At 38.4% G+C, this 23,479-nt stretch carries 19 protein-coding genes; all 19 read right to left on the bottom strand.

Going from position 1 to position 23,479, the window contains the following annotated elements:
- Positions 1-73: 73 nt before the first annotated feature.
- The 19 genes from MHH37_RS05645 to MHH37_RS05555 all read right to left on the bottom strand — a co-directional run bounded on the left by MHH37_RS05645 (position 74) and on the right by MHH37_RS05555 (position 23,478).
- The gene (locus tag MHH37_RS05645; RefSeq protein WP_014824432.1) at positions 74-688 is read right to left on the bottom strand and encodes a PH domain-containing protein; all 615 of its coding nucleotides are present in this window, start codon (positions 686-688) and stop codon (positions 74-76) included.
- 76 nt (positions 689-764) lie between these two features.
- On the bottom strand, positions 765-2,339 hold the full coding sequence (gene crtI, locus MHH37_RS05640; protein ID WP_342575356.1) for a phytoene desaturase family protein: 1,575 nt from the start codon (positions 2,337-2,339) through the stop codon (positions 765-767).
- Positions 2,340-2,679: 340 nt separating this feature from the next.
- Positions 2,680-3,423 (bottom strand): 16S rRNA (uracil(1498)-N(3))-methyltransferase, encoded by a 744-nt coding sequence (locus MHH37_RS05635; RefSeq protein ID WP_342575354.1) that lies wholly within the window; start codon positions 3,421-3,423, stop codon positions 2,680-2,682.
- Between the two features lie 82 nt (positions 3,424-3,505).
- Positions 3,506-4,444, bottom strand: coding sequence for a 50S ribosomal protein L11 methyltransferase (prmA, locus tag MHH37_RS05630; protein WP_008403155.1), 939 nt, complete (start codon positions 4,442-4,444; stop codon positions 3,506-3,508).
- A gap of 14 nt (positions 4,445-4,458) precedes the next feature.
- Positions 4,459-5,580 carry a molecular chaperone DnaJ gene (gene dnaJ / locus MHH37_RS05625; RefSeq protein WP_008403156.1) on the bottom strand — a complete coding sequence of 374 codons (1,122 nt, stop codon included), beginning with the start codon at positions 5,578-5,580 and terminating at the stop codon, positions 4,459-4,461.
- A 553-nt stretch (positions 5,581-6,133) separates the two neighbouring features.
- A complete protein-coding gene (dnaK, locus tag MHH37_RS05620; protein ID WP_065217043.1) occupies positions 6,134-7,990 on the bottom strand; it encodes a molecular chaperone DnaK in 1,857 nt (618 codons plus the stop codon).
- Between the two features lie 91 nt (positions 7,991-8,081).
- Positions 8,082-8,639 carry a nucleotide exchange factor GrpE gene (gene grpE, locus MHH37_RS05615; protein WP_014824436.1) on the bottom strand — a complete coding sequence of 186 codons (558 nt, stop codon included), beginning with the start codon at positions 8,637-8,639 and terminating at the stop codon, positions 8,082-8,084.
- A 77-nt stretch (positions 8,640-8,716) separates the two neighbouring features.
- Entirely contained in the window at positions 8,717-9,742 is a 1,026-nt protein-coding gene (hrcA, locus tag MHH37_RS05610) for a heat-inducible transcriptional repressor HrcA (RefSeq protein WP_008403160.1), read from the bottom strand.
- A 129-nt stretch (positions 9,743-9,871) separates the two neighbouring features.
- A complete protein-coding gene (gene hemW / locus MHH37_RS05605) occupies positions 9,872-11,017 on the bottom strand; it encodes a radical SAM family heme chaperone HemW (RefSeq protein WP_342575352.1) in 1,146 nt (381 codons plus the stop codon).
- A gap of 139 nt (positions 11,018-11,156) precedes the next feature.
- A complete protein-coding gene (locus MHH37_RS05600) occupies positions 11,157-11,483 on the bottom strand; it encodes a hypothetical protein (RefSeq protein ID WP_008403162.1) in 327 nt (108 codons plus the stop codon).
- Between the two features lie 512 nt (positions 11,484-11,995).
- Positions 11,996-13,522, bottom strand: coding sequence for a methyl-accepting chemotaxis protein (locus MHH37_RS05595; RefSeq protein ID WP_342575351.1), 1,527 nt, complete (start codon positions 13,520-13,522; stop codon positions 11,996-11,998).
- An 861-nt stretch (positions 13,523-14,383) separates the two neighbouring features.
- Positions 14,384-15,250, bottom strand: coding sequence for a 2-oxoacid:ferredoxin oxidoreductase subunit beta (locus tag MHH37_RS05590; RefSeq protein ID WP_008403164.1), 867 nt, complete (start codon positions 15,248-15,250; stop codon positions 14,384-14,386).
- A gap of 2 nt (positions 15,251-15,252) precedes the next feature.
- On the bottom strand, positions 15,253-16,986 hold the full coding sequence (locus MHH37_RS05585) for a 2-oxoacid:acceptor oxidoreductase subunit alpha (RefSeq protein WP_342575350.1): 1,734 nt from the start codon (positions 16,984-16,986) through the stop codon (positions 15,253-15,255).
- A gap of 793 nt (positions 16,987-17,779) precedes the next feature.
- Positions 17,780-18,046 (bottom strand): stage V sporulation protein S, encoded by a 267-nt coding sequence (locus MHH37_RS05580; protein ID WP_008403166.1) that lies wholly within the window; start codon positions 18,044-18,046, stop codon positions 17,780-17,782.
- A 122-nt stretch (positions 18,047-18,168) separates the two neighbouring features.
- Positions 18,169-18,891: a CpsD/CapB family tyrosine-protein kinase gene (locus tag MHH37_RS05575; protein WP_342575349.1), complete on the bottom strand. Its 723-nt coding sequence runs from the start codon at positions 18,889-18,891 to the stop codon at positions 18,169-18,171.
- Complete coding sequence (locus MHH37_RS05570) at positions 18,892-19,623, bottom strand: Wzz/FepE/Etk N-terminal domain-containing protein (RefSeq protein WP_342575348.1); 732 nt, start codon at positions 19,621-19,623, stop codon at positions 18,892-18,894.
- Between the two features lie 77 nt (positions 19,624-19,700).
- Positions 19,701-21,005: a glucose-6-phosphate isomerase gene (locus tag MHH37_RS05565; RefSeq protein WP_342575347.1), complete on the bottom strand. Its 1,305-nt coding sequence runs from the start codon at positions 21,003-21,005 to the stop codon at positions 19,701-19,703.
- Positions 21,006-21,029: 24 nt separating this feature from the next.
- Positions 21,030-22,148, bottom strand: coding sequence for a CapA family protein (locus tag MHH37_RS05560; protein ID WP_342575346.1), 1,119 nt, complete (start codon positions 22,146-22,148; stop codon positions 21,030-21,032).
- On the bottom strand, positions 22,141-23,478 hold the full coding sequence (locus MHH37_RS05555; RefSeq protein ID WP_342575345.1) for an oligosaccharide flippase family protein: 1,338 nt from the start codon (positions 23,476-23,478) through the stop codon (positions 22,141-22,143). Before MHH37_RS05555 ends, MHH37_RS05560 begins: the two co-directional genes overlap by 8 nt.
- Position 23,479 lies beyond the last annotated feature (1 nt).

The following is a 23,479-nucleotide window of genomic DNA, read 5'->3' as shown; positions in this document are numbered from 1 at the left end:
TCCAAAAACGGAAAATAATTGAAAAGAAAAACACTCATAACCTATTTCAGATATGAGTGTCATCTTCAATCTATTAGTTATTAATATATTTCTCGAAAACATCGCCGAAATCTTTTTTAACAAACGCTTTCTTTTGCTCCAGCAGCCAGCTATGTGAAAATGCTGTGATTTCCTTAAATGCATCAGCTGGTGAAACACCCTCATTACCCGCGCGGCCGATTGCAGAGGCAGCTAAATTCAAGCTTTGTTTTGCAGCATCCATGCTGAATGTATTCGCTTTTTGTTCAAGGGAAATGGCATGTAGCGCTTTGTATAAATCTTTAATTTCCGTTAAGTGTTTTTTATGAATATCAATACTTAACGGCATATTTCCGATCACAAATTTAATTTCCACATCCAAATCAATTGTTCCGGCAGTTTCCAGCAGTACTTCTTCAATCGCAAAATGTTCGTAGTCATAGCGGCGCAGCATACGTTTTTTACTGATCGCATTTGCCCCGTCCACATGGATTAATGCATAGTTGGTGAAGCAATACTCATCCGCTTTTGTTTTGATCAGAAAATAGATTTGTTCATCCACTTCATTAAAAATAAAATCATCTGCATCTGTTTTGTCAAAGTCCTGTCTTGAAATCACTACCCCGATATCTGATAACCCTAATGCATCTGATGCTAATTTTTTGAACATTGTATTGCCTCCTTTAATTGAATAGTTATTATACGTTTCCATTCAATTAAAAGTTTCATTACATTACAATCCCTAGTCAGACATTTGTTTGAATGGCTGCAGGCTGATGCTTTAATTGAGATTGTTTCTTTCTATACAGTTCCACTTTCGGCAGTGGTTTAACCGGGAGTAACGTCTGTTTATCCTGCTGTAAAATGCCGTTTGCTGTAATTCGTGCCGATTCCAGAATAATCGGCAAGCCACTGCCCGGATGTGTACCACCACCGACTAACCAGCAATGATCGAGCTCTTCAAATTTATTGCGCGGGCGGAATACAAGCATTTGCGATAATTGGTGCCCTAAATTGAACGTTGCCCCTTTATATACATGAATATCGCGTTCCCAGTCGGCTGGTGTAATCATGCGCTCCTCTTCGATATATTCCCACATATCCTTAACACCCAGTTTATCCGCTACCATATTTAAAATCATATCCCGGAAAGGACCTGCCTTTTTTGACCAGTCGATACCGCTCATATTATTCGGCACCGGAACTAAAATGTATAATGTCGACTTCCCTTTTGGTGCAACCGTTTCATCCGTAACGACGGCATTTTGAATGTAAATCGAAGGATCCTCAGACATCAATTTCGTTTTTGTAATTTCCTCTACATTTTTCCGGTAATCTTTTGCAAACCAGATTGTATGGTGCGGTAAATCAAATCGTTTATTAACACCTAAATACAGCATGAACGTTGAACAAGAGTATTGTTTTTTCTCGAGCTTTTCCGGAGTATATTTTTTTAATAGACCGGGTTCCACAAGATTCGTCATCGCATGTGCGAAATCTCCGTTAATGATTACTTCATCTACCTCAATTTCTTGACCATCTTCCAGCAGTAGACCCGTTACTTTTTTGCCTGTTGTTCTTAATTTCTTCACACCGTTATTTAATAAAATTTTCCCGCCTGATTCCAGGACAACTTTCGCCATCGCTTCTGTCAGCTTATTGATACCACCTTTAATGTGGTAAACGCCGTAAGCGTGTTCAATATATGAAAGAATTGAAAATGCGCCGGGACTTTCCCATGGAGACATCCCCAGATATTTTGCCTGGAATGTAAAAGCGAGCTGTAATTCCTCTTCGTTATAAAACTTTGAAAGCGTATCTACAAGAGAATTCCCTACTTCCAATTCTTTGAAAGCTTTCATCACTTTCGGATTGAACAGGTCTGTTAGCTTGTTCATCGGTGCCTGCAATACAGGAGCAAGCACTTCAAGTTTCTTTTGCGTCTGTTCCATGTAACGCTCATAACTTCCCTCATTTCCAGGGAACAGCTCATCGATTTGACGAATCATCTCATCTGCATCACGCGTCATATTAATCTTTTTATTATGGTAGATTAATTGATACATCGGATTTAAATCGATCAAATCCACATAGTCGTGAATATCGCGACCTGTTAACTCAAAAATTTCCTCTGCAATGTACAACATATTTAAAAATGTTGGTCCCATATCAAATTTATAATCACCAAGCTTAATCTCGCTTGTTCGCCCACCTACATAAGCCTGCTTTTCATATACCGTCACTTCATAACCTTTATGCGCCAATAACATGGCAACCGCTAATCCACCAGGTCCTGCCCCTACCACTGCAATTTTTTTCATCTATAGTTCCTCCCTGTTTCGATTCGATATTGTACAACGATTTCCTCGTACAGAATAATTTGTATAATGTTTAGTAATATTCTTTATTCATTTCACGATTAATATTAATAAATTTCCATATTGTAGCTGTTTACAATAAAAATTTGTCCAGAGATACTGTTTCATGTTATACAAACATTATACATATTTATTTTTCGTTATACAAGGGAGAAATACACTTAATTTGAGATAGTTTGTAAATACCGGATTTCCGGTGTACAAAACAAAAAGCCTTAATTTCTCTTTGTGTGAGAAATTAAGGCTCTTCGCTTTGTTTAGATCTGTTATTTTAAATCATTCACTATTCAAATTCATACGAAATTGCAGATAACGCATACAACGGTGCCGTCTCTGCCCGTAAAATACGAGGCCCAAGTGACATTGTCTGTGCACCGGCTTCAAGGAATACTGCCGATTCATTACGGGAAATGCCGCCTTCAGGACCGAAAATACATAAAATGCGCAACGTTTTTTCCTTATTTAACGATTGCAGTTTTCGTTTGAATGTCGTACGGTTTGCCAACTTCGCATCCTCTTCATCAGCAATATAGACAGCATCATAGTTAGAGAATGTTTGTACAAGCTGCTTAAAACTGATTGGCTGTACAACATCCGGGACATATGTACGATGCGATTGCTCCGCTGCTTCCTGGGAGATTTTTTGAAGACGTTCCTGGTTTTTCTTTGCTTTTTTATCATCCCATTTTACAATCGAACGTTCCGCAGCAAACGGAATTAACGCGTGCATACCAAGTTCCGTCGCTTTTTGCGCAATCAGTTCCAGTTTGTCGCCTTTTGGCAAGCCGCAAGCAATATCGACTTGTACCGGCATTTCCGGCGAAGGGATTGTCGTACCTGTTTTTTTCACACGTACATCCTGGTCCAGCTCGATAATTTCACAAACATACGCTACATTATCATGTACAACAATGATTTCTTCTCCTACCGCCATACGCATTACTTTTGAAATATGGCGTGCGTTTTCCCCGGAAATCATAAAGTGGTCCATATCATTTTCCACAGTATCTACAAAATACCTTTGCATTGTCTTCACTCCTAGTTGATAACGTAAAAATCGAACATTTTGCACATTAGCAAAATGTTCGATTTTCGATTAAACGATTTAATTAAGGACGACGTGAAATAATCGCTACCCAATCTTCCATCATTAATACTTCTTCAATGACAAATCCGGCTTTTTCAAGAGCTGCTTTGACATCATCTTTCTTCGCTCCGATAATGCCCGATGTCACGTAGATGCCGCCTGGTTTTACAATTGAAAATGCATCGTCCGTAAATGACATAATGATTTCTGCTAAAATATTCGCTACGACAATATCAGCCGGTTCTTTTACTGTGTCCAATAAATTGCCGTGGAATACTTCTACAATATCACTCATTTTATTCAATTCAACGTTTTCACGCGCTGCATTTACTGCCACTTCATCTAAGTCCAGTGCATGAACGCTTTTCGCGCCAAGCATGGCAGCACCAATTGACAGTACGCCAGATCCTGTACCAACATCGACTACTGTGTGGTCATGTTGTACAACTTTTTCAAGTGCCTGTAAACACATGACCGTTGTAGGGTGTGTTCCTGTTCCGAACGCCATTCCCGGATCTAGCTCAATGATCAGCTCATCCGTTGATACCGGTTTGTAGTCTTCCCAAGTCGGCACAATTGTAAAGCGTTCCGAAATTTTTACCGGATGGTAGTATTGTTTCCACGCCGTTGACCAATCTTCTTCATCAACTTCACATAAAGTTAATACATTTTCACCAATATTAATATCAAAGTTTACAAGGTTTGCGATTGCAAGCTTAATTTCTTCGATTGTTTCCGCTAAAAAACTTGAAGCCGATAAGTATGCTTTTACAATGACACCTGTTTTCGGAAAATCTTCTGGGTTCAGTGCGTAAATTTCACCAAATTTATCGATTCTCTCTTTGTCTAATTCCTTTGAATCTTCAATTACTACACCGCTTGCACCAGCTTCGTGTAAAATGTTCGTCACTGCATCAACAGCTTCATGCGTTGTTAAAATCGAAAGTTCTGTCCATTTCACTTGCAATACACTCCTTAGTCGCCTTTAATTTTTTTCTTGATTTTGTCGAACAGCGAGCTTCCGTGTTCTTCCGGAATGTCTCCACTAATTTCTGCGAATTCACGTAACAATTGTTTTTGTTTTTCCGTTAATTTCGTCGGTGTTACAACGTTTACGATAACATACTGGTTCCCCATGCCATAGCCGTGTACATTTTTTACGCCTTTATCTTTCAGGCGGAATTGTGCACCGGATTGTGTACCTGCAGGGATTTTCAGCTTCACTTTACCGTGAATTGTCGGTACTTCGATTTCATCACCTAATGCAGCTTGCGGGATTGTTAGTTTTAATTCATATAAAATATCATCGCCGTCACGTTCGAAATACTCATGCTTGCGAACATTGAAAATAATGTATAAATCGCCGGCCGGACCATTGTTGAATCCTGCTTCACCTTGACCTGCTACGCGTAATTGTTGACCATCATCAACACCTGCAGGGATTGTGATTTTGATTTTTTTCTTTTTCGTAATCGTACCAGTACCGCGACATGGTGTACATTTTTCCACGATAATTTTACCTTGACCACGACATGATGGACAAGAACGTTTGTTTACCATACGGCCAAACGGTGTGTCAACCGCTTGGTTAATTTGGCCCGCACCATTACATTGTGTACATGTTTGTGGCTGCGTACCTGGTTTTGCACCGGAACCGTGACATGTATCACATGTTTCTTCTTTCGGAATTTCGATTTCTGTTTCTTTTCCGAATACTGCTTCTTCGAAAGAGATGTTCATACGGAACTGAAGATCGTCACCTTTACGTGGGGCGTTTGGATCTTGGCGTCGGCCGCCTCCGAAGAACGAACTGAAAATGTCTTCGAATCCGCCGAAGCCAGCGCCGCCTCCGAAGCCGCCGCCACCAAAGCCTGCATTTGGATCTTCATGGCCGAACTGGTCATAGCGTGCGCGTTTTTGGTCGTCTGACAGCACTTCATATGCTTCTGCGACTTCTTTGAACTTTTCGTCTGCACCCTCTTCTTTGTTTAAATCCGGGTGATACTGTTTTGATAATTTACGATACGCTTTTTTTATTTCATCTTTGCTTGCACCTTTGCTCAGGCCAAGTACCTCATAGTAATCGCGCTTACTCATTGTTCACTCTCCGCTCTTTTTACATAACGTCTATTTTAACATGTTGAAAAAATGATGTATAGCTTTTGCTTTGCATAATGAATGCAATTAATATTCCGTTGTGCTGCGTTGCGGGGCACGCTTTCCTGGGGGCGTGGCTCCAAAGCTTTGAATAAAGCTTTGCGACGAGTAACCGCAGGAGCAACCTGATTTTCCGCGCACGCTAATCCCCTAGGAGTCGGCCCCTCCACTTCGCACAACTAACGGTTAGTATTAAAGTACTAACATTAAAGTTAGTAAATAAATTTCCTCATAGCTAATTATAAAGAAAATTAGTTAGGAGACGAAATTTCTATTTTAGCAGAAGTGCTTGGAATGGAGGGGAGGCGACTCCTGCGGGAACAGCACGATGCCTGAGACTACAGGCTCAGGCCGTGCCCGCGGAAAGCGTCCGACCCGGAATGGAAAGCACTGGACTTTATAAGTAGCTTACGGTATTTATTAACATTACTGTACAAACTTAAAAGCCAAAGCCGCAAGCGGTCTTTGGCTTTTATGTGAAAATCAGAAAGAATTATTTATTGTCTTTGTCGTCTTTAACTTCTTCAAAGTCAGCGTCTACGATACCGTCGTCTTTTTGACCAGCGTCTGCTGCACCTTCAAAGCCTTCAGCGCCGCCTTGTGCTGCTTGCGCTGCTGCCGCTGCTTGCTCGTATACTTTCATTACTAATGGTTGTAGTACGCCTTCTAATTTTTCTTTAGAAGCTTTAATGCCTTCAAGCTCGCCTTTTTCTAAAGCTGCTTTTAACTCGTCGCGTGCATCTTCAACAGATTTCTTTTCATCTTCTGTAATTTGCTCACCTAAGTCTGTGATTGTTTTATCCACTTGGAATACTAATTGGTCTGCTTCGTTGCGAAGATCTGCTTCTTCTTTACGTTTCGCATCAGCTTCAGCGTTTGCTTCAGCATCTTTCACCATACGCTCGATTTCTTCTTCTGATAAACCTGAATCAGATTGGATCACGATTGTTTGTTCTTTTTGTGTACCTAAGTCTTTCGCTTTAACTGATACGATACCGTTCGCATCAATATCGAATGTTACTTCGATTTGTGGAATTCCACGTGGTGCTGGTGGAATATCAGATAATTGGAAGCGACCAAGTGTTTTGTTGTCTGCAGCCATTGAACGCTCACCTTGTAATACGTGAATGTCTACTGCTGGTTGGTTGTCTGCAGCTGTTGAGAACACTTGTGATTTAGATGTTGGGATTGTTGTGTTACGATCGATTAATTTCGTCATAACGCCGCCCATTGTTTCGATACCTAATGATAATGGTGTTACGTCTAATAATAATACGCCTTGTACGTCACCAGCTAATACGCCACCTTGTACAGCAGCACCCATTGCTACTACTTCATCTGGGTTTACGCCTTTGTGTGGCTCATGACCAGTAGCTTTTTTGATTGCTTCCACTACTGCAGGAATACGAGTAGAACCACCAACTAAGATTACTTTATCTAATTCAGAAGCAGAAAGACCTGCATCTGATAATGCTTGACGTGTAGGAACGATTGTACGTTCTACCAAGTCTTTTGTTAAATCATCGAATTTCGCACGTGATAATGACATTTCTAAGTGAAGCGGGCCATCAGCACCTGCTGTGATGAATGGTAATGAAATTTGAGTAGAAGTTACACCTGATAAGTCTTTTTTCGCTTTTTCAGCTGCATCTTTTAAACGTTGCATTGCCATTTTGTCTTTTGATAAGTCTACTGAGTTTTCTTTTTTGAACTCTTCTACTAAATAAGCAATGATTTTGTCGTCGAAGTCGTCACCACCAAGTTTGTTGTCACCTGCTGTTGCTAATACTTCGAATACGCCGTCAGCTAATTCAAGGATTGATACGTCGAATGTACCGCCACCTAAGTCGAATACTAAGATTTTTTGGTCAACATCTTGCTGATCTAAACCGTAAGCTAAAGCAGCTGCTGTTGGTTCGTTAATGATACGCTCTACTTCTAAACCAGCGATTTTACCAGCGTCTTTAGTTGCTTGACGTTGAGCATCGTTGAAGTAAGCAGGAACTGTAATAACAGCTTTTGTTACTTTTTCGCCTAAGTAGTCTTCAGCATAGCCTTTTAAGTATTGTAAAATCATTGCAGATACTTCTTGTGGTGTGTACTCTGTATCATCCACTTTTACTTTATCATTCGTACCCATTTTTGATTTGATTGAAATAATTGTGTTCGGGTTTGTTACAGCTTGGCGTTTTGCTACTTCACCAACTTGTTTTTCTCCATTTTTGAATGCTACTACAGATGGAGATGTACGGTTACCTTCTGGGTTTGGAATTACTTTTGGTTCTCCGCCTTCTAATACAGATACACAAGAGTTTGTTGTTCCTAAGTCAATACCGATAATTTTACTCATAATTTAATTTCCTCCTAATAGTAAAAAACAAAATGTGTTTGATATGAAAACATCAAAGTTAAATATATAAATAGCACCGAAAAGCACTAAATTACTCGTTTACAGATACCATTGACGGACGCAGTACACGGTCCTTTAACTGATACCCTTTTTGCAGTTCGCGTAAAATGATGCCTGTTTCCTTTTCACTGTCCTGCTCTTGCATTACAGCTTGGTGGAAGTTCGGATCAAAGCTTTCGCCCTCTGCCGGAATGATCGAAAGACCTTCTTTTTCGGTTGCAGCAAGTAACTGGTCATATACCATTTGTACACCTTTGTATAATGATGCCGCTTCTTCTGTCGTCACTTCTATTTGCAGAGCACGGTCTAAATTGTCCAGCACTGGTAAAAGTTCTGTCAGCAGGCTTTGTGCACGGTATTTCTCCGCTGCTTCACGATCTAAACGCGTGCGACGCGCCAAGTTATCGTAGTCTGCACGCAAACGCAGATAACGTGCATCCTCTTCAGCAAGTTTTGCTTCCAGTTCAGCGATTTTCTGATCTTTTTCATCTACTGCGATTTCTTCTGTTTCAGTAGTTTCAGCTGTTTCCACTACTTCTTCCGTAGTTTCTTCTTGCTGCAATTCTTCATTGTTTTTTGTTTCTGACACTTCTTTTCCTCCTCGAGTATCAATCATTTATAAATTCAGCGGTAATGTATTACGCTACGACCGCTGAATCAACGGCATTACTGCTTTTTATCGAAAAACGCTCTGGACAGACTGTTTGTCATAACATCCAATAATGTAACAACACGTCGGTAATCCATGCGCGTCGGGCCGATAATTGCGATCGCCCCCTGCTGTTCTTCCCCGACAAGGAAGGAAGCGGTGATGACACTGCAGTTCTCCATTGCTAAATGATTGTTTTCTGAACCTATTCGGATTTGAATACCATGTTTCTGTTCATTGAATAAAGTTTGAACTTGGCTTTCCTTGTCGATCAGATCCATCAGCATTCGCATTTTCTCTAAATCATGGAACTCCGGCTGATTCAACATGTTGGACTTACCACCGTAATAAACTTTATTTTCGTGATGGTTTGAAGTAATGGATAACAAGGACCGGACAATCGAATCGGATGCATGAATATGAGACTTCAATACCGATATTGCCTCAGTCTGAAGCTTTACCGGCAGCTCATATAACGGTACACCAACTAGGCGGTCATTCAAAATATTAACCATCTTTTCAATATCATGCGGGTTAAAACCCGGTGGTAACGTTAATGTGCGATTTTCTACATGACCGTTATCTGTGATGATAATAGCCACCGCTGTCTGTTCTGTTAACGGTACAATTTGGAATTTCTTGACACGATGTTTTTGAACATCCGGACCGAGTAAAATCGTCGTGTATGTCGTTAACTCCGATAATATATTTGCGGATTCTTTTATAATTTGTTCTGCTTCAACAATCTGCTTTTTAAAGAGCGACTGGATTTGCGCTACTTCGCCACTCGAAATGATTTGAGGCTGAAGTAAATGGTCGACATAAAAGCGATACCCTTTTTCAGAAGGTACCCTGCCTGAAGAAGTATGCGTTTTTTCTAAAAACCCTAACTCCTCCAAATCTGCCATTTCATTACGTATTGTAGCAGCACTATACGTAATTCCTTCTTTTTTGGATAGTTGACGCGAACCAACAGGCTGTGCTGACATCACAAATTCGTCTATGATTACTTGCAATAGTTGTAACTGCCGATTTGTTAACATCTTTCTCACCTCTGTTAGCACTCGATTAAGAGGAGTGCTAATATATTTATAAATTAGCAAATCTCTAAATTGATGTCAATGAATTCGTCCGTTTTTTTTAACATTTTTCAAGTATCGGCTGTAAAAAGATTATTCCCCTACTAAAAACCGCTGAAATACTTCATTGCCGATAAAACGGCCTTTTCTAGTTAAACGGATCCCTTCAGAGTCCAGTTCAATCAGTTGCTCTTCCTTTAATTGGTCGATTATTTCCTTATATATAGAAAGCATCGGCTGAGCGAATTTCATTTCAAATTCTTCATGTGTCACACCAGCAGATTTTCTTAATCCTAAAAACATCTGCTCTTCCAGCTTCTCATCAGCTGTCACTTCATGCTCATGCAATAAAGGACGCTCCCCTGCCATCACCGTTTCAATATATTTTTTGATCGGTGCGACATTCGAATAACGTATTCCTTCCAAATAACCGTGAGCACCAGCGCCAAATCCTGCGTATTCGTCATTATCCCAATAGATTTTATTATGTGTGGATGCATAGCCTTCATTCGCAAAATTACTGATTTCATATTGCTTTAATCCATGCGCTTCCATCGTGTCCATCAAAACACTATACATGTCCGTTTCCAGATCTTCTGTCGGCAAGTGCAGCTTTCCTTTAGCATACTGGATATAAAAGATCGTTTTAGGCTCTACAATAAGCGAGTACGCCGAATAATGCGGCAGCTTCAGTGCCAATGCCTTTTCAAGCGTTTCCTGCCATTGTTCCATCGTCTGGCCAGGCAGACCATACATTAAATCAATGCTTATATTTTCAAATCCAACATTTTTTGCGTTTTGGATTGTTTCATATACATGTTCATTTGAATGGGTACGTCCGATTTTCTCAAGCAGTGACTGGTCGAATGATTGGACACCCATACTTAATCGGTTGACGCCTCCATTATAAAGTGCCTGTAATTTATCGATTGTCAGCTCATCCGGATTGGCTTCACTACTAAATTCTTTTACGGATGACATCGGAATAAGTTTCGTAATCAGTCCCAATAATTTTTCAATTTGCTGTGCGGATAATGCCGTCGGGGTACCGCCGCCAAGGAAAATCGTTTCAATATTCGTGAACGCTTCCGGCATTTGCGCTACCGTCATTTCCATTTCCCGTCCAAGCGCTTCAATATATTCATCTACTGGCTGATTTTTAAAAAATACTTTATTAAAATCGCAGTAGTTACAAATTTGATGACAAAAAGGAATGTGAATATATACACCTCTAGCCATTTAAATCACTTCCTTATTCTAGTTGTTCTCCTTTATTGTAGCCTTTCTCCACTAAAATACAAATACGGACCCTCGGAAAAAGAACAACAAAAAAAGCTTTGTTAAATGAAAATTCATTCAACAAAGCTGGATTAATCTATTAAATAGAAAATACAGGCTCTTCCTTATTCATTAGCATAACCAAATCAATAGCCGTCATTTCAGGCAGCTTTGCACAAAATTGCTGCGCTTCTTCAGCAGTGTCAAATTGGAAGGCATCCAATTCTTTTGTTATTTCATATTGGTCATTAAATAGTTGGATCATATAAAGTCGAACTGTTGGATGGCATCGCTTTGTTGCATCGAAGTTTTCACCTGCAATGACAATACCTGTATCCGCTGACGTTTTGCTTACGATCGTTTCGATAATATGTAGCTCATCCTGGACAAACCACTTTGGTGCAATTAGTTGAATTTGACTGTTCATAAAAAATACATCCCCTTAATTAATATATTTATCTAATGACAAATCTAATTGATCACAGCAATTATTAAATATTTGCCACGTTGAACATAACACTCTGTCCTTTTGCAAACATTCAGAATAATGAAGTCTGCAATGAAAAGAAACGGTACGACCTAAGTATTTTCTACTAACTATTCTCTCTATATAATTTCGTATTAATAAATAAAACACATATTTTTATACCACTATTCTACTACAGTCAATAATTTATTAAAAGATAGATTCTTAAAAATATTCTTAATATTAAATTAACGACTATAAGCGTATTGCATTATGGAATAAATTTACATATCATTCATTAATATGACTTCTTGATTAAAGATACCAGTTTTCATGATAAATTTCATCAGTTTTCAGAAAATAATTACAAATTTTATCGTATTTTTATCTTTTCCTGTAAATTACTTATAAATATTACAGTAATATAACAAAAATTAAAATGCTTTCGACAAAACTCGTCAAAAGCATTTTGTTTAAATTTGAAATCGTTTTACTGCATGTGTTAAGGACCGCATATTTTTTGCGATGCTTTGGATCTCTTCATAAATTTCGGTTGTTGATTTTTTCTGCATGTCAATCTGTTCCTGAATGAGGTGCATTGACACAAGATTTTCCTCGGAGCGGTTGCTTAATTCAATGGAACTATGCGCCACATCATGGGTATGGTCGGAAATTTCATTCATAATAGTAGAAACGTGCTCCATTTGCGGACTGATTTGTTGTACTTGCATTGTAATTTCTCTGAACTTGGCCGCGCTGAGTTGCGTTGTAGTGACGCCCGTATCAACACTGCGCATCGCATTTTCCATATTGGTCGTCGCTTCCAATGTTCCTTGCTGAATTTTAGTGACAATAGTTGCAATGGATTTTGTAAACTCCTGCGATTGTTCCGCCAATTTACGTACTTCCTGAGCTACTACAGCGAAACCTCGACCATGTTCCCCTGCTCTTGCCGCTTCGATCGAGGCATTCAGTGCAAGCAAATTCGTCTGATCGGCAATTGAGTGGATCATCGTGACCGCCCTTGAAACATGCTGTGTCTGTTCATTCAGCTCGATAATCGTATTACTCGCTGTTTGCATCGCCCGTTCCACATTCTGCATTTGTGCTATATTTTGCCCGACGATTGCTTCCCCATCCACTGCCTGTGCAATCGTTTCTTTTATATAATGATCGACATGGTGCATACGCTCGGTTATTTCATCAATTCCGGCTGCCACTTGCTGTACAGATGCCGCATTATCCGATAATCGGGCTGTGGCATATTGCAGTGAACCTCTCATGTCATCCGAGCTTGCCGCAATCCGGACTGCCCCTGTCGTAATTTGCTCTGCATTTGTTTGAAGTTCGTTATTCGCTTCTGTCGCCGATTCTGTATTTTTCCGCACTGTTTTTAGGAGTTCCTTCATGTCCGCGATCATTAAGTTATAATATTTTGTTGTTTCCCCAAGCTCATCACGCGCCGAGTATGTCGCGTATTTCGTCAAATCCCCATGCTGCACAAGCTTGAATAGCTGCTTTAGCTCCCGTGTCGGCTTATTGATCGAGCGAATCGCCTGTATGCCGAAAAACAGGATAAGCACCATTAATATAATGGAAATTGATAATAGGAGACTGTAGCCGAATTTTATATCGTTCTCATGATTGGTTAATTGTGCGGATGCCCGCTCGATTATGTATGCATCTATTTCCTCGAATAGTGCCGCAGATGGATCGCTTGCCAGCTGCTTCATATAAAATTCCATTTTGGAATCGAAAGCAGCTGTTTTTAAGTGTTCTGTGGATTGCGCCGGGATTTCATTCGTTTGGAGATACTGTTGTTCGATGTCTTGCATCATATGTAAGGTTATGAGCTTTTCTTCATATAAAGCCTGTGCTTCTCTTTCCATTTTCCTCAAGTAATCCATACTAAATACGGTTAAAATGATATTCGAGCAAATACAAATGATCATTAATACGGCAAGCCGGTCTTTAAATTTAATTGCATTCCGAAAGCGCACGTTACACTACCTCATTTATCTATGTATTTTGATTCAGTATAAAGGGACTATGTAAAAGGATATATGTAAATATGTAAAATTGTTGTAAAAGTGTGGGGGTTTTCATTTCTGTTATCTTAGAAGACTTAATGAAATTCATTGGAAGAATGGTATTTAGAGTCGGATAATCTGTTGTGTAAATTATAATAGCTGTCGTCATAACGGACAAGTCAGCGATTGAGCCGAAATTTGAACCAATTAGTATCCCCGCTATATTTCGTTTTGTCGAGCAAGGTCTAGTTCTTTTTTTAATTAAGAAAGGCTGGCGGCTGGAGATGTTCTAATATATTAAGAAATCTTCCAATATATTTTTATTTGTTCTAATAAAATGCGGATTTTCTAATATAGCCCCCTGTTGTTCTAATAAGTGTTCAGAATGTTCAAATATCATCTCCTGATTTGCTAATCTCACGGTGACTTTTTCTAATAAACCACTACAATGTTCTAATAAAAACCGAAGCCAACTCATTCCCTATCGCATCTGAATTCAAAAATAGCTCTAAAGATGCTTTATTCAAATTTGGTTGTTCGATTTTCTAATAAGACACCAACTTTTTCTAATAAACTATTATTATTGTCCAATAAACCACTCCATTGTTCTAATAAAAGCCAAAGCCCGCTACTTCACTGGTGCATCTACCGTCAATCGCTACTCTTTTTTTATATGCCACTCCATTGTTTCAATAAAAGCGCTCGCCGCATACTTATCCAATGAATCTCCTAGTATTTCACCAAAAGCACAATGCCCAAATCTATAATTCCCCCCAAAACAAAAAAACTATACAAGCCGGAAACTCCAGCCTGTATAGCCCTAAAAACTATTTACATAAATTCCTTAGTCAACTGATCAAATTGTTCTTCTGATAAGCTAATATCGATATCTGTTAACGGCAGCTCTGAGTAGCCTTTGATTTTTTCCTGATACGAAGTTGTTTCAGTATCCTGATAAATAATGCCTGTTACAAGACCTTCATGGCGCATTACTGTTTGCATGGCCATTTCGCGGTTAGAAGAATCATAGCCTTCGATGTCAGCAAGCTTTGTTAAATTCTCTTTGAACCAGTCGTATGTGTTTACTTTGTTGTAAGTTACACATGGAGAGAATACGTTAATGAATGAAAAACCTTTATGGTTCAGACCGGCTTCGATCATTGCTGTCAGTTCTTTAATATCCGTTGAGAAGCCTTGTGCCACAAATGTCGCACCTGCTGTTAAAGCAACTTCCAATGGTTTTAATGATGGCTCGATTGCTCCGCCTGGTGTTGATTTCGTAATGAAACCAGCAGCAGAACGTGGAGATGTTTGCCCTTTTGTTAATCCGTAAATTTGGTTGTCCATTACTACATACGTAATGTCGATGTTACGGCGGATTGCATGGATTGTATGACCCATACCGATTGCGAAGCCGTCACCGTCACCGCCAGAAGCGATAACTTTCAGGTCTTTGTTCGCCATTTTAAGGCCTTGTGCGATCGGCAATGCACGACCGTGAATGCCGTGGAAACCGTATGAGTTAATATAGCCTGAAATACGACCAGAACAGCCGATTCCTGAAATAACTGCTAATTCGCTTGGTTCATAGCCTACATTTGCTGCTGCACGCTGAATCGCCGCTTGTACGGAGAAGTCACCACAGCCTGGACACCAGTTAGGTTTTACGGAATTTCGGAAATCTTTAAATGTTGCCATGATTAAATTTCCTCCTTCACTAAGTTTGTTAATTCGCGTGGTAAGAATGGTGTACCATCGTATTTTAAAATCGATTTAGTCTTCGCGTGACCACCGATATTCATTTTCATAATATTTGCAAGCTGCCCTGTCGCATTGTTTTCCACAACAATCACTTTTTTCGCTTTATCCATCTGTGCAATCATCTCTTCTGCAGGGAATGGATGGATCAGCTTAATATGTGCGTGGTTCACTTTCACACCTTCAGAGTTCAGCTTTTCCTGTACTTCTTCCAATGCACCACGCGTTGAGTTGAAACCTACAAGTAATACGTCCGCATCTTCATGAGGCGCATTCACGTACACGGGATTTTCAAAGCGGACATGCTGTAATTTACGCATACGCTTATCCATTTGTGTACGACGGTTGCCCGTTGCTTCAGATGGCTTACCTGTTTCATCATGCTCTACACCTGTTACGTGGTGAATACCGCCTTTTGTACCTGGCAGGACACGTGGTGAAACGCCGTCTTCTGTATTTTCATAACGCTTGAAGTAGTCTTTCGTTTCTTCGTCTTCCACCGCTTCGACGATTTTACCGCGGCGAATTTCAATTTTGCTGTAGTCAAATGGATCAACTGACTGTTTACCTAATGATAACTGCAAATCTGTCATAACGATTACTGGTATTTGTAATTCTTCGGCAATGTTAAACGCCTGAATTGTATCATAAAACGCTTCTTCCATTGTAGAAGGCGCAATGACTACTTTCGGGATTTCACCGTGTGTACCGTAAAGCATTGCCATTAAATCCGATTGTTCCTGTTTTGTCGGTAAACCTGTTGATGGACCACCACGCTGTGTATCAAAAATTACAAGCGGCTGTTCCGTCATACCTGAAAGACCAATTGCTTCCATCATTAATGAAAGACCAGGACCAGCTGATGCCGTGAATGCACGCACACCACCGTAGTTCGCACCGATCGCCATTGTTGCTGCAGCAATCTCATCTTCTGTTTGAATAACCGCTCCACCTACTAATGGAAGCTTCTTAATCATGTATTCCATAATTTCAGATGCCGGTGTAATCGGGTAAGCCGCCATGAATCGAGAGCCGGCTGCCAATGCACCTAATGCAGCTGCATCGTTACCGATCATGAACATACGGCGTTTTCCGTCAGCAGGGGCAATTTCCCACGCGCCTGTACTGTCACCGATCTGCTCTGAAATCGCCTGACGTCCGCGTTCGATCGCTTCAATGTTTTTCGCAACGACTTCTTCACCTTTACGTCCGAAAATTTCATTAACAACACTTTGGAAAACCGATTCATCCAAGTTTAAAAGTGCTGCTGTTGCACCAATCGCAACCATGTTTTTCATAAGAGACGTACCAAGTTCAGCCGCAATTTCCGTAAATGGCACCGCGTATAATGGCGCAACACAGTCTTCCGGATTTTTCGGATCAAATTTCGCGTCCGCTAAAATGATACTTGATGGTGTTAATTCTTTATAGTTCACGTCGATCGTTTCCTGGTCAAACGCCACTAGTATATCTAAGTCGTCCGCAATTGCGCGTACTTCTGTCGGACGAACCGTAATTTTATTATTCGTATGGCCACCTTTAATACGAGAAGAGAAATGACGGTAACCGTATAGGAAATACCCTAGACGATTCATTGCCATTGAGAAGATTTCACCTGTACTCTCAATCCCTTCACCTTGCTGCCCACCGACTTTCCATGAAAGCTGATGTAACATATCAACATCTCCTTAAGTTCTGTATTTATAAATAAAGCGTATAAGATGCTTTATCGAGCAGCTGCCGATTGCACAGCCTTGTAGAAATCAATTACGCTAATGCGTAATTGCATCCGAATTCGGTTTTGTGCTAGCACAAAAAACTCCTTTCCGAATTCGTGATATCCGCCGGTGCTTAACTTCTTTCAGTGAATTAGCATTTCACTTAAAAAGTAAACACTTGCTTTTATCCTGCCTCTTGTAAATATAAGAAGACTTCTACTGAAAGAAGTTATTTTTCCTACATTAGTTTAACATGAAGTGTTAGTCTCTACTATTGCAAATGTCATATCGAGTCAAAAAATCAGACCTTTGACGGAAAGTTCTGTACACAACTTGTTTTGAATTAAAACAAGATTTCTATTCCCTAAAATTTATATGAGAAATCTTTTATTGGAGGACGATTGGTTATGTAAATGGGTTGCGTTCAGGAATAAATGTGGTTAGGATTTCAATATATGAAGGGAGAGTTTCATTTCCACGCAAAAGTGGCGATTAAAAATGGAAGTGACGAATATCCGTTCATGATTGACGATTATCTACTGCAAAGTGACGATTAAAATTCCCATCCTCATAAAGGGGCGAATAAAAAATCCCTGTTGACGATAAAACGTCAAAAGTGACGAATAACTAGCCTAAATTGACGATTAAAACTCCCACCAATTTAAATCCCTTCTATTTAAATATACCCCGCAAACCAAAAAACACCCGCTTAGCAAATTGGATGCTAAGCGGGTGTATGGCTCTTCATGAATTAACGACTTCTTTTTTCAACGAGTAGTTTTAATGCCGTACGATCTTCTCCTGCAATGATGATGTCCGCGAAAGCCGGAGCACAAATTAAATCTGTGCCGCTTGGGGCTACAAACCCTCGAGCGATTGCTACTGCTTTAATTGCCTGGTTTAACGCACCTGCACCTACCGCCTGCATTTCAGCAAACCCTTGCTCTCGTATAACCGCAACGAGTGCTCCTGCAACAGAATTAGGATTAGAACGAGATGATACTTTTAATGAATCCACAGCTATTTCCTCCTCATCTAGTACTGCTTTATCTTTTTTTAGGCAATTTTTATTGCCTGTACGTCATTGTATGCGCTTCAATGATTAATTAGAATTCGAATATTTGTAATTATTGAAAGATTTTACTCAATGAAACTATATTCTTCATAATAATTGAAATGGCTTGGCGTTTTATAATTATTCAACACAACACCCAAAATCTTTGTGTGTGAAGCTGCCAGTAACGCTTTCGCTTTTTTAACAGCCCGTTTATCGACAACCCCCGTATTTAAAATGAGAATCGTACCATCACATTTATTCGCCAGTATTTGCGCATCCGTCACCGATAATAATGGCGGTGAATCAATAATAATGATGTCGTAATCATTCTTCACCTGTTGAAGTAAAGCATCCAATCCTTTGGAAGAAAGCAATTCAGCAGGGTTTGGTGGAATGGGGCCGCTTGTAATGACATCGAGACCCACAACAAATGTTTCCTGAACCGCCTCATGAAGTGCCGATCTTCTTGCAAGTATATTGGAGAGTCCTACCTTATTAAATGTTTTAAAAGTGTGATGCAACGTCGGTTTCCTCATATCTCCATCAATAATTAGCACTCTTTTGTCTTCCTGTGCGAACACTACACCTAGATTCGCCGCATTCGTGGATTTCCCTTCACCTGGAGTTGAAGAAGTAATTAAAATTGTCTTTAATGGCTCACCAGGCATGGAAAACTTGATATTTGTACGAATCGTGCGAAACTGTTCGATAATGTATGATTTCGTCTCGGAAATAGTTACAAGTTTTCGAGCTACTTGCGTATTATCTACATTTTTCCCTATTTTTCTTAAACTCAATTTAACCATTTAGCTTCTCCTCGCTTTTCGGAGATTCAATGAAAATTTCCTTTTCTTATCTTCTTTAATAAAATCAACCATTCCGATCACCGGTAATTCTAAATAATCTTCCACTTCCCGCTCACTCTTGATTGTCATATCTAAAAATTCAAGCAGAAATGACATACCAATGCCAACCATTAGACCGATAAGACCACCAATCGCAATATTCAGCATTTTATTCGGTTTAACCGGGGTAGGATTTTCACTTAGTTTAGCCGCGGATAAAACGGAAATATTATCGATGCTCATCAACTGCGGAATTTGTTCTTTAAACACTTCCGCTACTGTATTTGAAATTTCTACTGCTATTGATGGATTTGAATCTTCTACGCTGATCGTTACAACTTTCGATTCACTTTCGTTAGTAATGGAGATTTGATGTGTTAATTGTGATGGAGTTAAGTTTAGATTGAGTGCTTCGATTACTGGGGTTAGAATGACTGGGCTTGTAATAATAACATTATAAGTATTGATTAAACGTAAATCGGTTTCAGTTGTTTGCCAAGAGTATACTCCCTCAGCACCATTGTTTTGATTTACTAAAATTTGAGTTTGTGCCTTATAAACTGGGGTTAAGGCATAAAAACTGATACCTGCACTGATTGCAATGCTAATAACAGTTAAAATAATGATAAGCCATAATCGTTTCTTTAATATTTTTGCAACTTCTTGTAGACCGAGTGTTTCTTCCAATTCCATTCCCTCCTTGTAAAACTATTCTCCTCTATTAATGATTATTTTTTTAGATAGAAAACTGATTATTTTCTTTTTTAGAGTTATGCAAGCGATTCTTTATAAACAATTTCTCTTTGCATTAACTCGCGTGTCTTCGACTTATAGGCCTCTACACCCGGTTGGTCAAATGGATTAACTTCCAATAAATAAGCGCTCATCGCACAAGATCTCATAAAAAAATAGATAAGATAACCAATATGATAGGCATCTAATCTCTCTAATTCCAACTGTATAATAGGAATTCCGCCTTCTGTATGTGCAGCAATTACACCTTGTTTGGAAATTGCATTTATTTCATTAAAGCTTCTATTCGACAAATAATTTAGCCCATCCCGATTATATCTGTCAAACGGGATGATACAGTCTGTAGCAATTTCATTAAAATGAAGGATTGTTTCAAAAAGGATTGGATTTCCTTCTTGAATAAACTGCCCAATAGAATGTAAGTCAGTTGAGTAAATTACACCACTCGGGTATAACCCCTTTTTTTCCTTCCCTTCGCTTTCGCCGAATAATTGCTTCCACCATTCCTGAAGCATTGAAAGTCCAGGTTCAAATGAAGCAAGCAATTCCATCTTGTACCCTCTTTTATAAAGCACGTGACGAATGACTGCATAACGATAGGCTTCGTTTTTTTCAAGGCTTTCTTCTCTTAATTGAAGTGCAGCTATTTTCGCTCCTTCTAATAGTTGTGTTATATCTATGCCAGCAACAGCGATTGGCAATAGTCCGACTGGCGTTAATACAGAATACCTACCACCAATATTTTCAGGAATAACAAATTGTCGATAACCCGAACTACTAGCTATTTTCTTTAACAGACCATTTTTAGCATCTGTCGTAACAATAATTCTATTTTGAACATCCTCACCATATCTATTTTCCATATAATTGCGTAATACTCGGAATGCCAATGCAGGCTCAAGTGTAGTACCGGATTTGGAAATAATATTTACATAGACACTTTTAGCTTCAAGGCTTTTCAGTAATTGTTTTATATAGGTCCCACTCATATTGTGACCGACATATATAACTTCAATTCCACTAGGAATTTGCCCAAAATAAGGAGTTAATGCATCTTGAATCGCTTTAGCGCCTAAAAAAGAGCCCCCGATTCCTACTACTACTAAAACATCTGCGTTCAATTTGATTTTGTTGGCTGTTTGAAGAATTGAGTTCAACATTACACCACTGTTTTCTATAGGTGCATTTATCCAACCCGTTAGTTCACCGTTTTCTCTTTCTATATAGTGATGAATAGCAGTTACTGATTCATAATAGTCAGACCATTTAATGTGTACGAGTGATTCATTTAAGATACTAGTTTGGAGTAATTGAGTCTTCACGTTTTTCCTCATCTCCCGGTAGCTTTATTTATAAATTCTATCTATGAGCACGTTTTTAATAACATAATAATAAGATTCATTTCTTAAATAATGCATATTGGTTACTTTTTTATCGATTTTATCTTTTTTGAACATACTTCTGATAAAATTATTATTTTTTATAACATTTTTTAAATTTATATTAGAGGTTTTCGCAAATAACCTAGTTACTGTTAGTATGTTTGCATATGCTTCATAACTTATTTTTTTATGAAGATATTCATACCCTTTACCTAGTAAATTATTTAATTCTTCAATATCGACTTCATCTTTAGTTGCTAATCGTACCTTGTTAATTTCTGTATAATGGTAAACAAAATCGATTCCTGATATCTTTTTGTCATCGATCTGAATTAAAATTGAAAATGAACTATCCCTTTTTGCCAAGTGAATAGCAGTATCATCAAAATAAAAATTACCTAAACTATAAAAAATATAAGAATTATTATATTTTTCATATCCTTGTGGAACATGAGGATGAGAACCTACTACTATATCCACTCCTAAATCACAAAAAAGCTTGTACTTTTCACGCCATTCTATTTGTGGGATAGAAACATCTTCTAAGCCGGCATGAGCAAGTAATATAACACAATCACATTCTTCCTTTAAATCCAAAATTGTCTGACACACGAGTCGATGATTAATCCATGCATATCCAGCATCAGTTTTGTTACTTTTATTATCTAAAACCCCAAACTGGGCTTCGCAACAGTTAATAATCCCAAGTTTTGTATTATCAATTTGTTTAATTAGCGGCTTATATGCCGATTTAAAATCCATTCCTGCCCCAATATGTTCTAGGTTATTTTTCTCAATTTCATTTATTGTGTCATTTAATGCCTCTTTGCCATAATCCATTATGTGATTATTGGATAAGCATAATAAGTTAAATCCAGTATTCTTTAAAATTTCAACCGTTTCTCTCTTTTGTCGGAGATGAATACCTGATTTCTGAATTTTACTACCACACCCTTCAATAGGTGCTTCAAAATTACAAATCGCATAATCAGACTTTTTTATGATTTCCTTTAATTCTTGGTCACAAATTTCCTGATTATTATACTCATTTAAAATATCTCCACAAATAAATAAACTAGTCAATGTCTCCCCCCTTACTCTCATCGAATTTTCTTACTTTAATAAATGTTTGTAAAATTAAAGTTATATTTATTATGAATCCAAGTACTGCGAAGAGAATAATTGCAATTAACTCGTCTTTAAAATATGCTGCACCAATGATTAATAACATCAACCTAAAAATGAGTGTAATTATCGTGAACTTTAGACTCCATTTTTGCGCACCAATTACTATTAAGGCTTTTACACTTGGACCATTTACAAACATCATATAAATCCATAAAACTAACCATCTTGAATATTCTCCTGCTGTTCTCCACTCTTCTCCAAATATTATTTCAAATATTAACGGCGAAAAGATAAAAAACACTGTGTAAGGAAACGCCCCTACAAGGATTAAAGCTTTTGTAGCCTTTATTAAAATAGGCCTGATTGGCTCGTTATTTTGTTTCGCTTGTGCTAATCTTGGATAATATACATCATTTATTGCATTCCCTAATAGAGAAGAAGGGGTAGAAATCACCATTCTACTTAACGTATAAAACCCTGCACTCATAGGACCAAAAAAAACCGTTAATATGATTACCGGAATCCCTTGAGAAATGGCATCGATAAATTCCTCAGGTGCCTGGTATAAAGGAAAGTTCTTATATTTCTTTAATAACCTACGATTTTTCCACTGATTTTTTTGGAAAAATCCAAAGTTAATATCCATTCTATGCTTTAATGAAAACATAATAGTATTGGCCCGTAATAAATCTACTATAGACGATATAATAATTAAATTGGCCGTTATTGGAGTTATCCATCCAGTTAAAACTTTTCCTCCATAATTATATAAAGATTGATATACTGCTGTTTTCGCGAATATTCCAAATTGATTTTCTCTAATTGCCCACTGCTGCGTAATTTGAAGAATACCAGAAAAAAATGCAGCGATTGGGACCAAAAGTATCCAGTTACCGATTGTTTCAATTCCTAATAATGTCATTATTTTATTTTTAGTGAAAATTAAAATAATGAATGAAAGTATTGTCATGGAAATAATTATTTTAAAAGATACAGCAGTTATTGCTTGTGCTTCTTCTCTTTTTTCAGGTAAAACAATAGCTCTAGGAAGTGTAAGGGCCACTATACTTGTCAATAATGCAAGAGTGGATAAATATACGCCCATAATTCCATATGATTCTGCTCCATAAACTTTTGTTATAAATGGGATAAGCAATAATGCAATTATTTGTGCAAAAGCAGTACCTGATGCCACCTTCATGACACTTCTTACTATAAAATTATTCATTAAATATTTTATTTTAGACGATGGTGTCACATGAATGAGAGAATAGATTTTTTTCATT

This window comes from Solibacillus sp. FSL K6-1781, from assembly GCF_038630735.1.
Taxonomy (GTDB): Bacteria; Bacillota; Bacilli; order Bacillales_A; family Planococcaceae; genus Solibacillus; species Solibacillus silvestris.
Note: the sequence above shows the minus strand (reverse complement) of the source record. Positions and strands in the feature narration are given on the sequence as shown.

Coding starts and splice junctions, on each gene's coding strand:
- MHH37_RS05570 (WP_342575348.1), bottom strand. CDS start 19,623: ATGGAATTGGAAGAAACACTCGGTCTACAAGAAGTTGCAAAAATATTA.
- MHH37_RS05645 (WP_014824432.1), bottom strand. CDS start 688: ATGTTCAAAAAATTAGCATCAGATGCATTAGGGTTATCAGATATCGGG.
- MHH37_RS05635 (WP_342575354.1), bottom strand. CDS start 3,423: ATGCAAAGGTATTTTGTAGATACTGTGGAAAATGATATGGACCACTTT.
- MHH37_RS05585 (WP_342575350.1), bottom strand. CDS start 16,986: ATGTTACATCAGCTTTCATGGAAAGTCGGTGGGCAGCAAGGTGAAGGG.
- MHH37_RS05590 (WP_008403164.1), bottom strand. CDS start 15,250: ATGGCAACATTTAAAGATTTCCGAAATTCCGTAAAACCTAACTGGTGT.
- hrcA (WP_008403160.1), bottom strand. CDS start 9,742: ATGTTAACAAATCGGCAGTTACAACTATTGCAAGTAATCATAGACGAA.
- dnaK (WP_065217043.1), bottom strand. CDS start 7,990: ATGAGTAAAATTATCGGTATTGACTTAGGAACAACAAACTCTTGTGTA.
- MHH37_RS05600 (WP_008403162.1), bottom strand. CDS start 11,483: ATGAACAGTCAAATTCAACTAATTGCACCAAAGTGGTTTGTCCAGGAT.
- dnaJ (WP_008403156.1), bottom strand. CDS start 5,580: ATGAGTAAGCGCGATTACTATGAGGTACTTGGCCTGAGCAAAGGTGCA.
- MHH37_RS05555 (WP_342575345.1), bottom strand. CDS start 23,478: ATGAAAAAAATCTATTCTCTCATTCATGTGACACCATCGTCTAAAATA.
- MHH37_RS05575 (WP_342575349.1), bottom strand. CDS start 18,891: ATGGTTAAATTGAGTTTAAGAAAAATAGGGAAAAATGTAGATAATACG.
- crtI (WP_342575356.1), bottom strand. CDS start 2,339: ATGAAAAAAATTGCAGTGGTAGGGGCAGGACCTGGTGGATTAGCGGTT.
- hemW (WP_342575352.1), bottom strand. CDS start 11,017: ATGGCTAGAGGTGTATATATTCACATTCCTTTTTGTCATCAAATTTGT.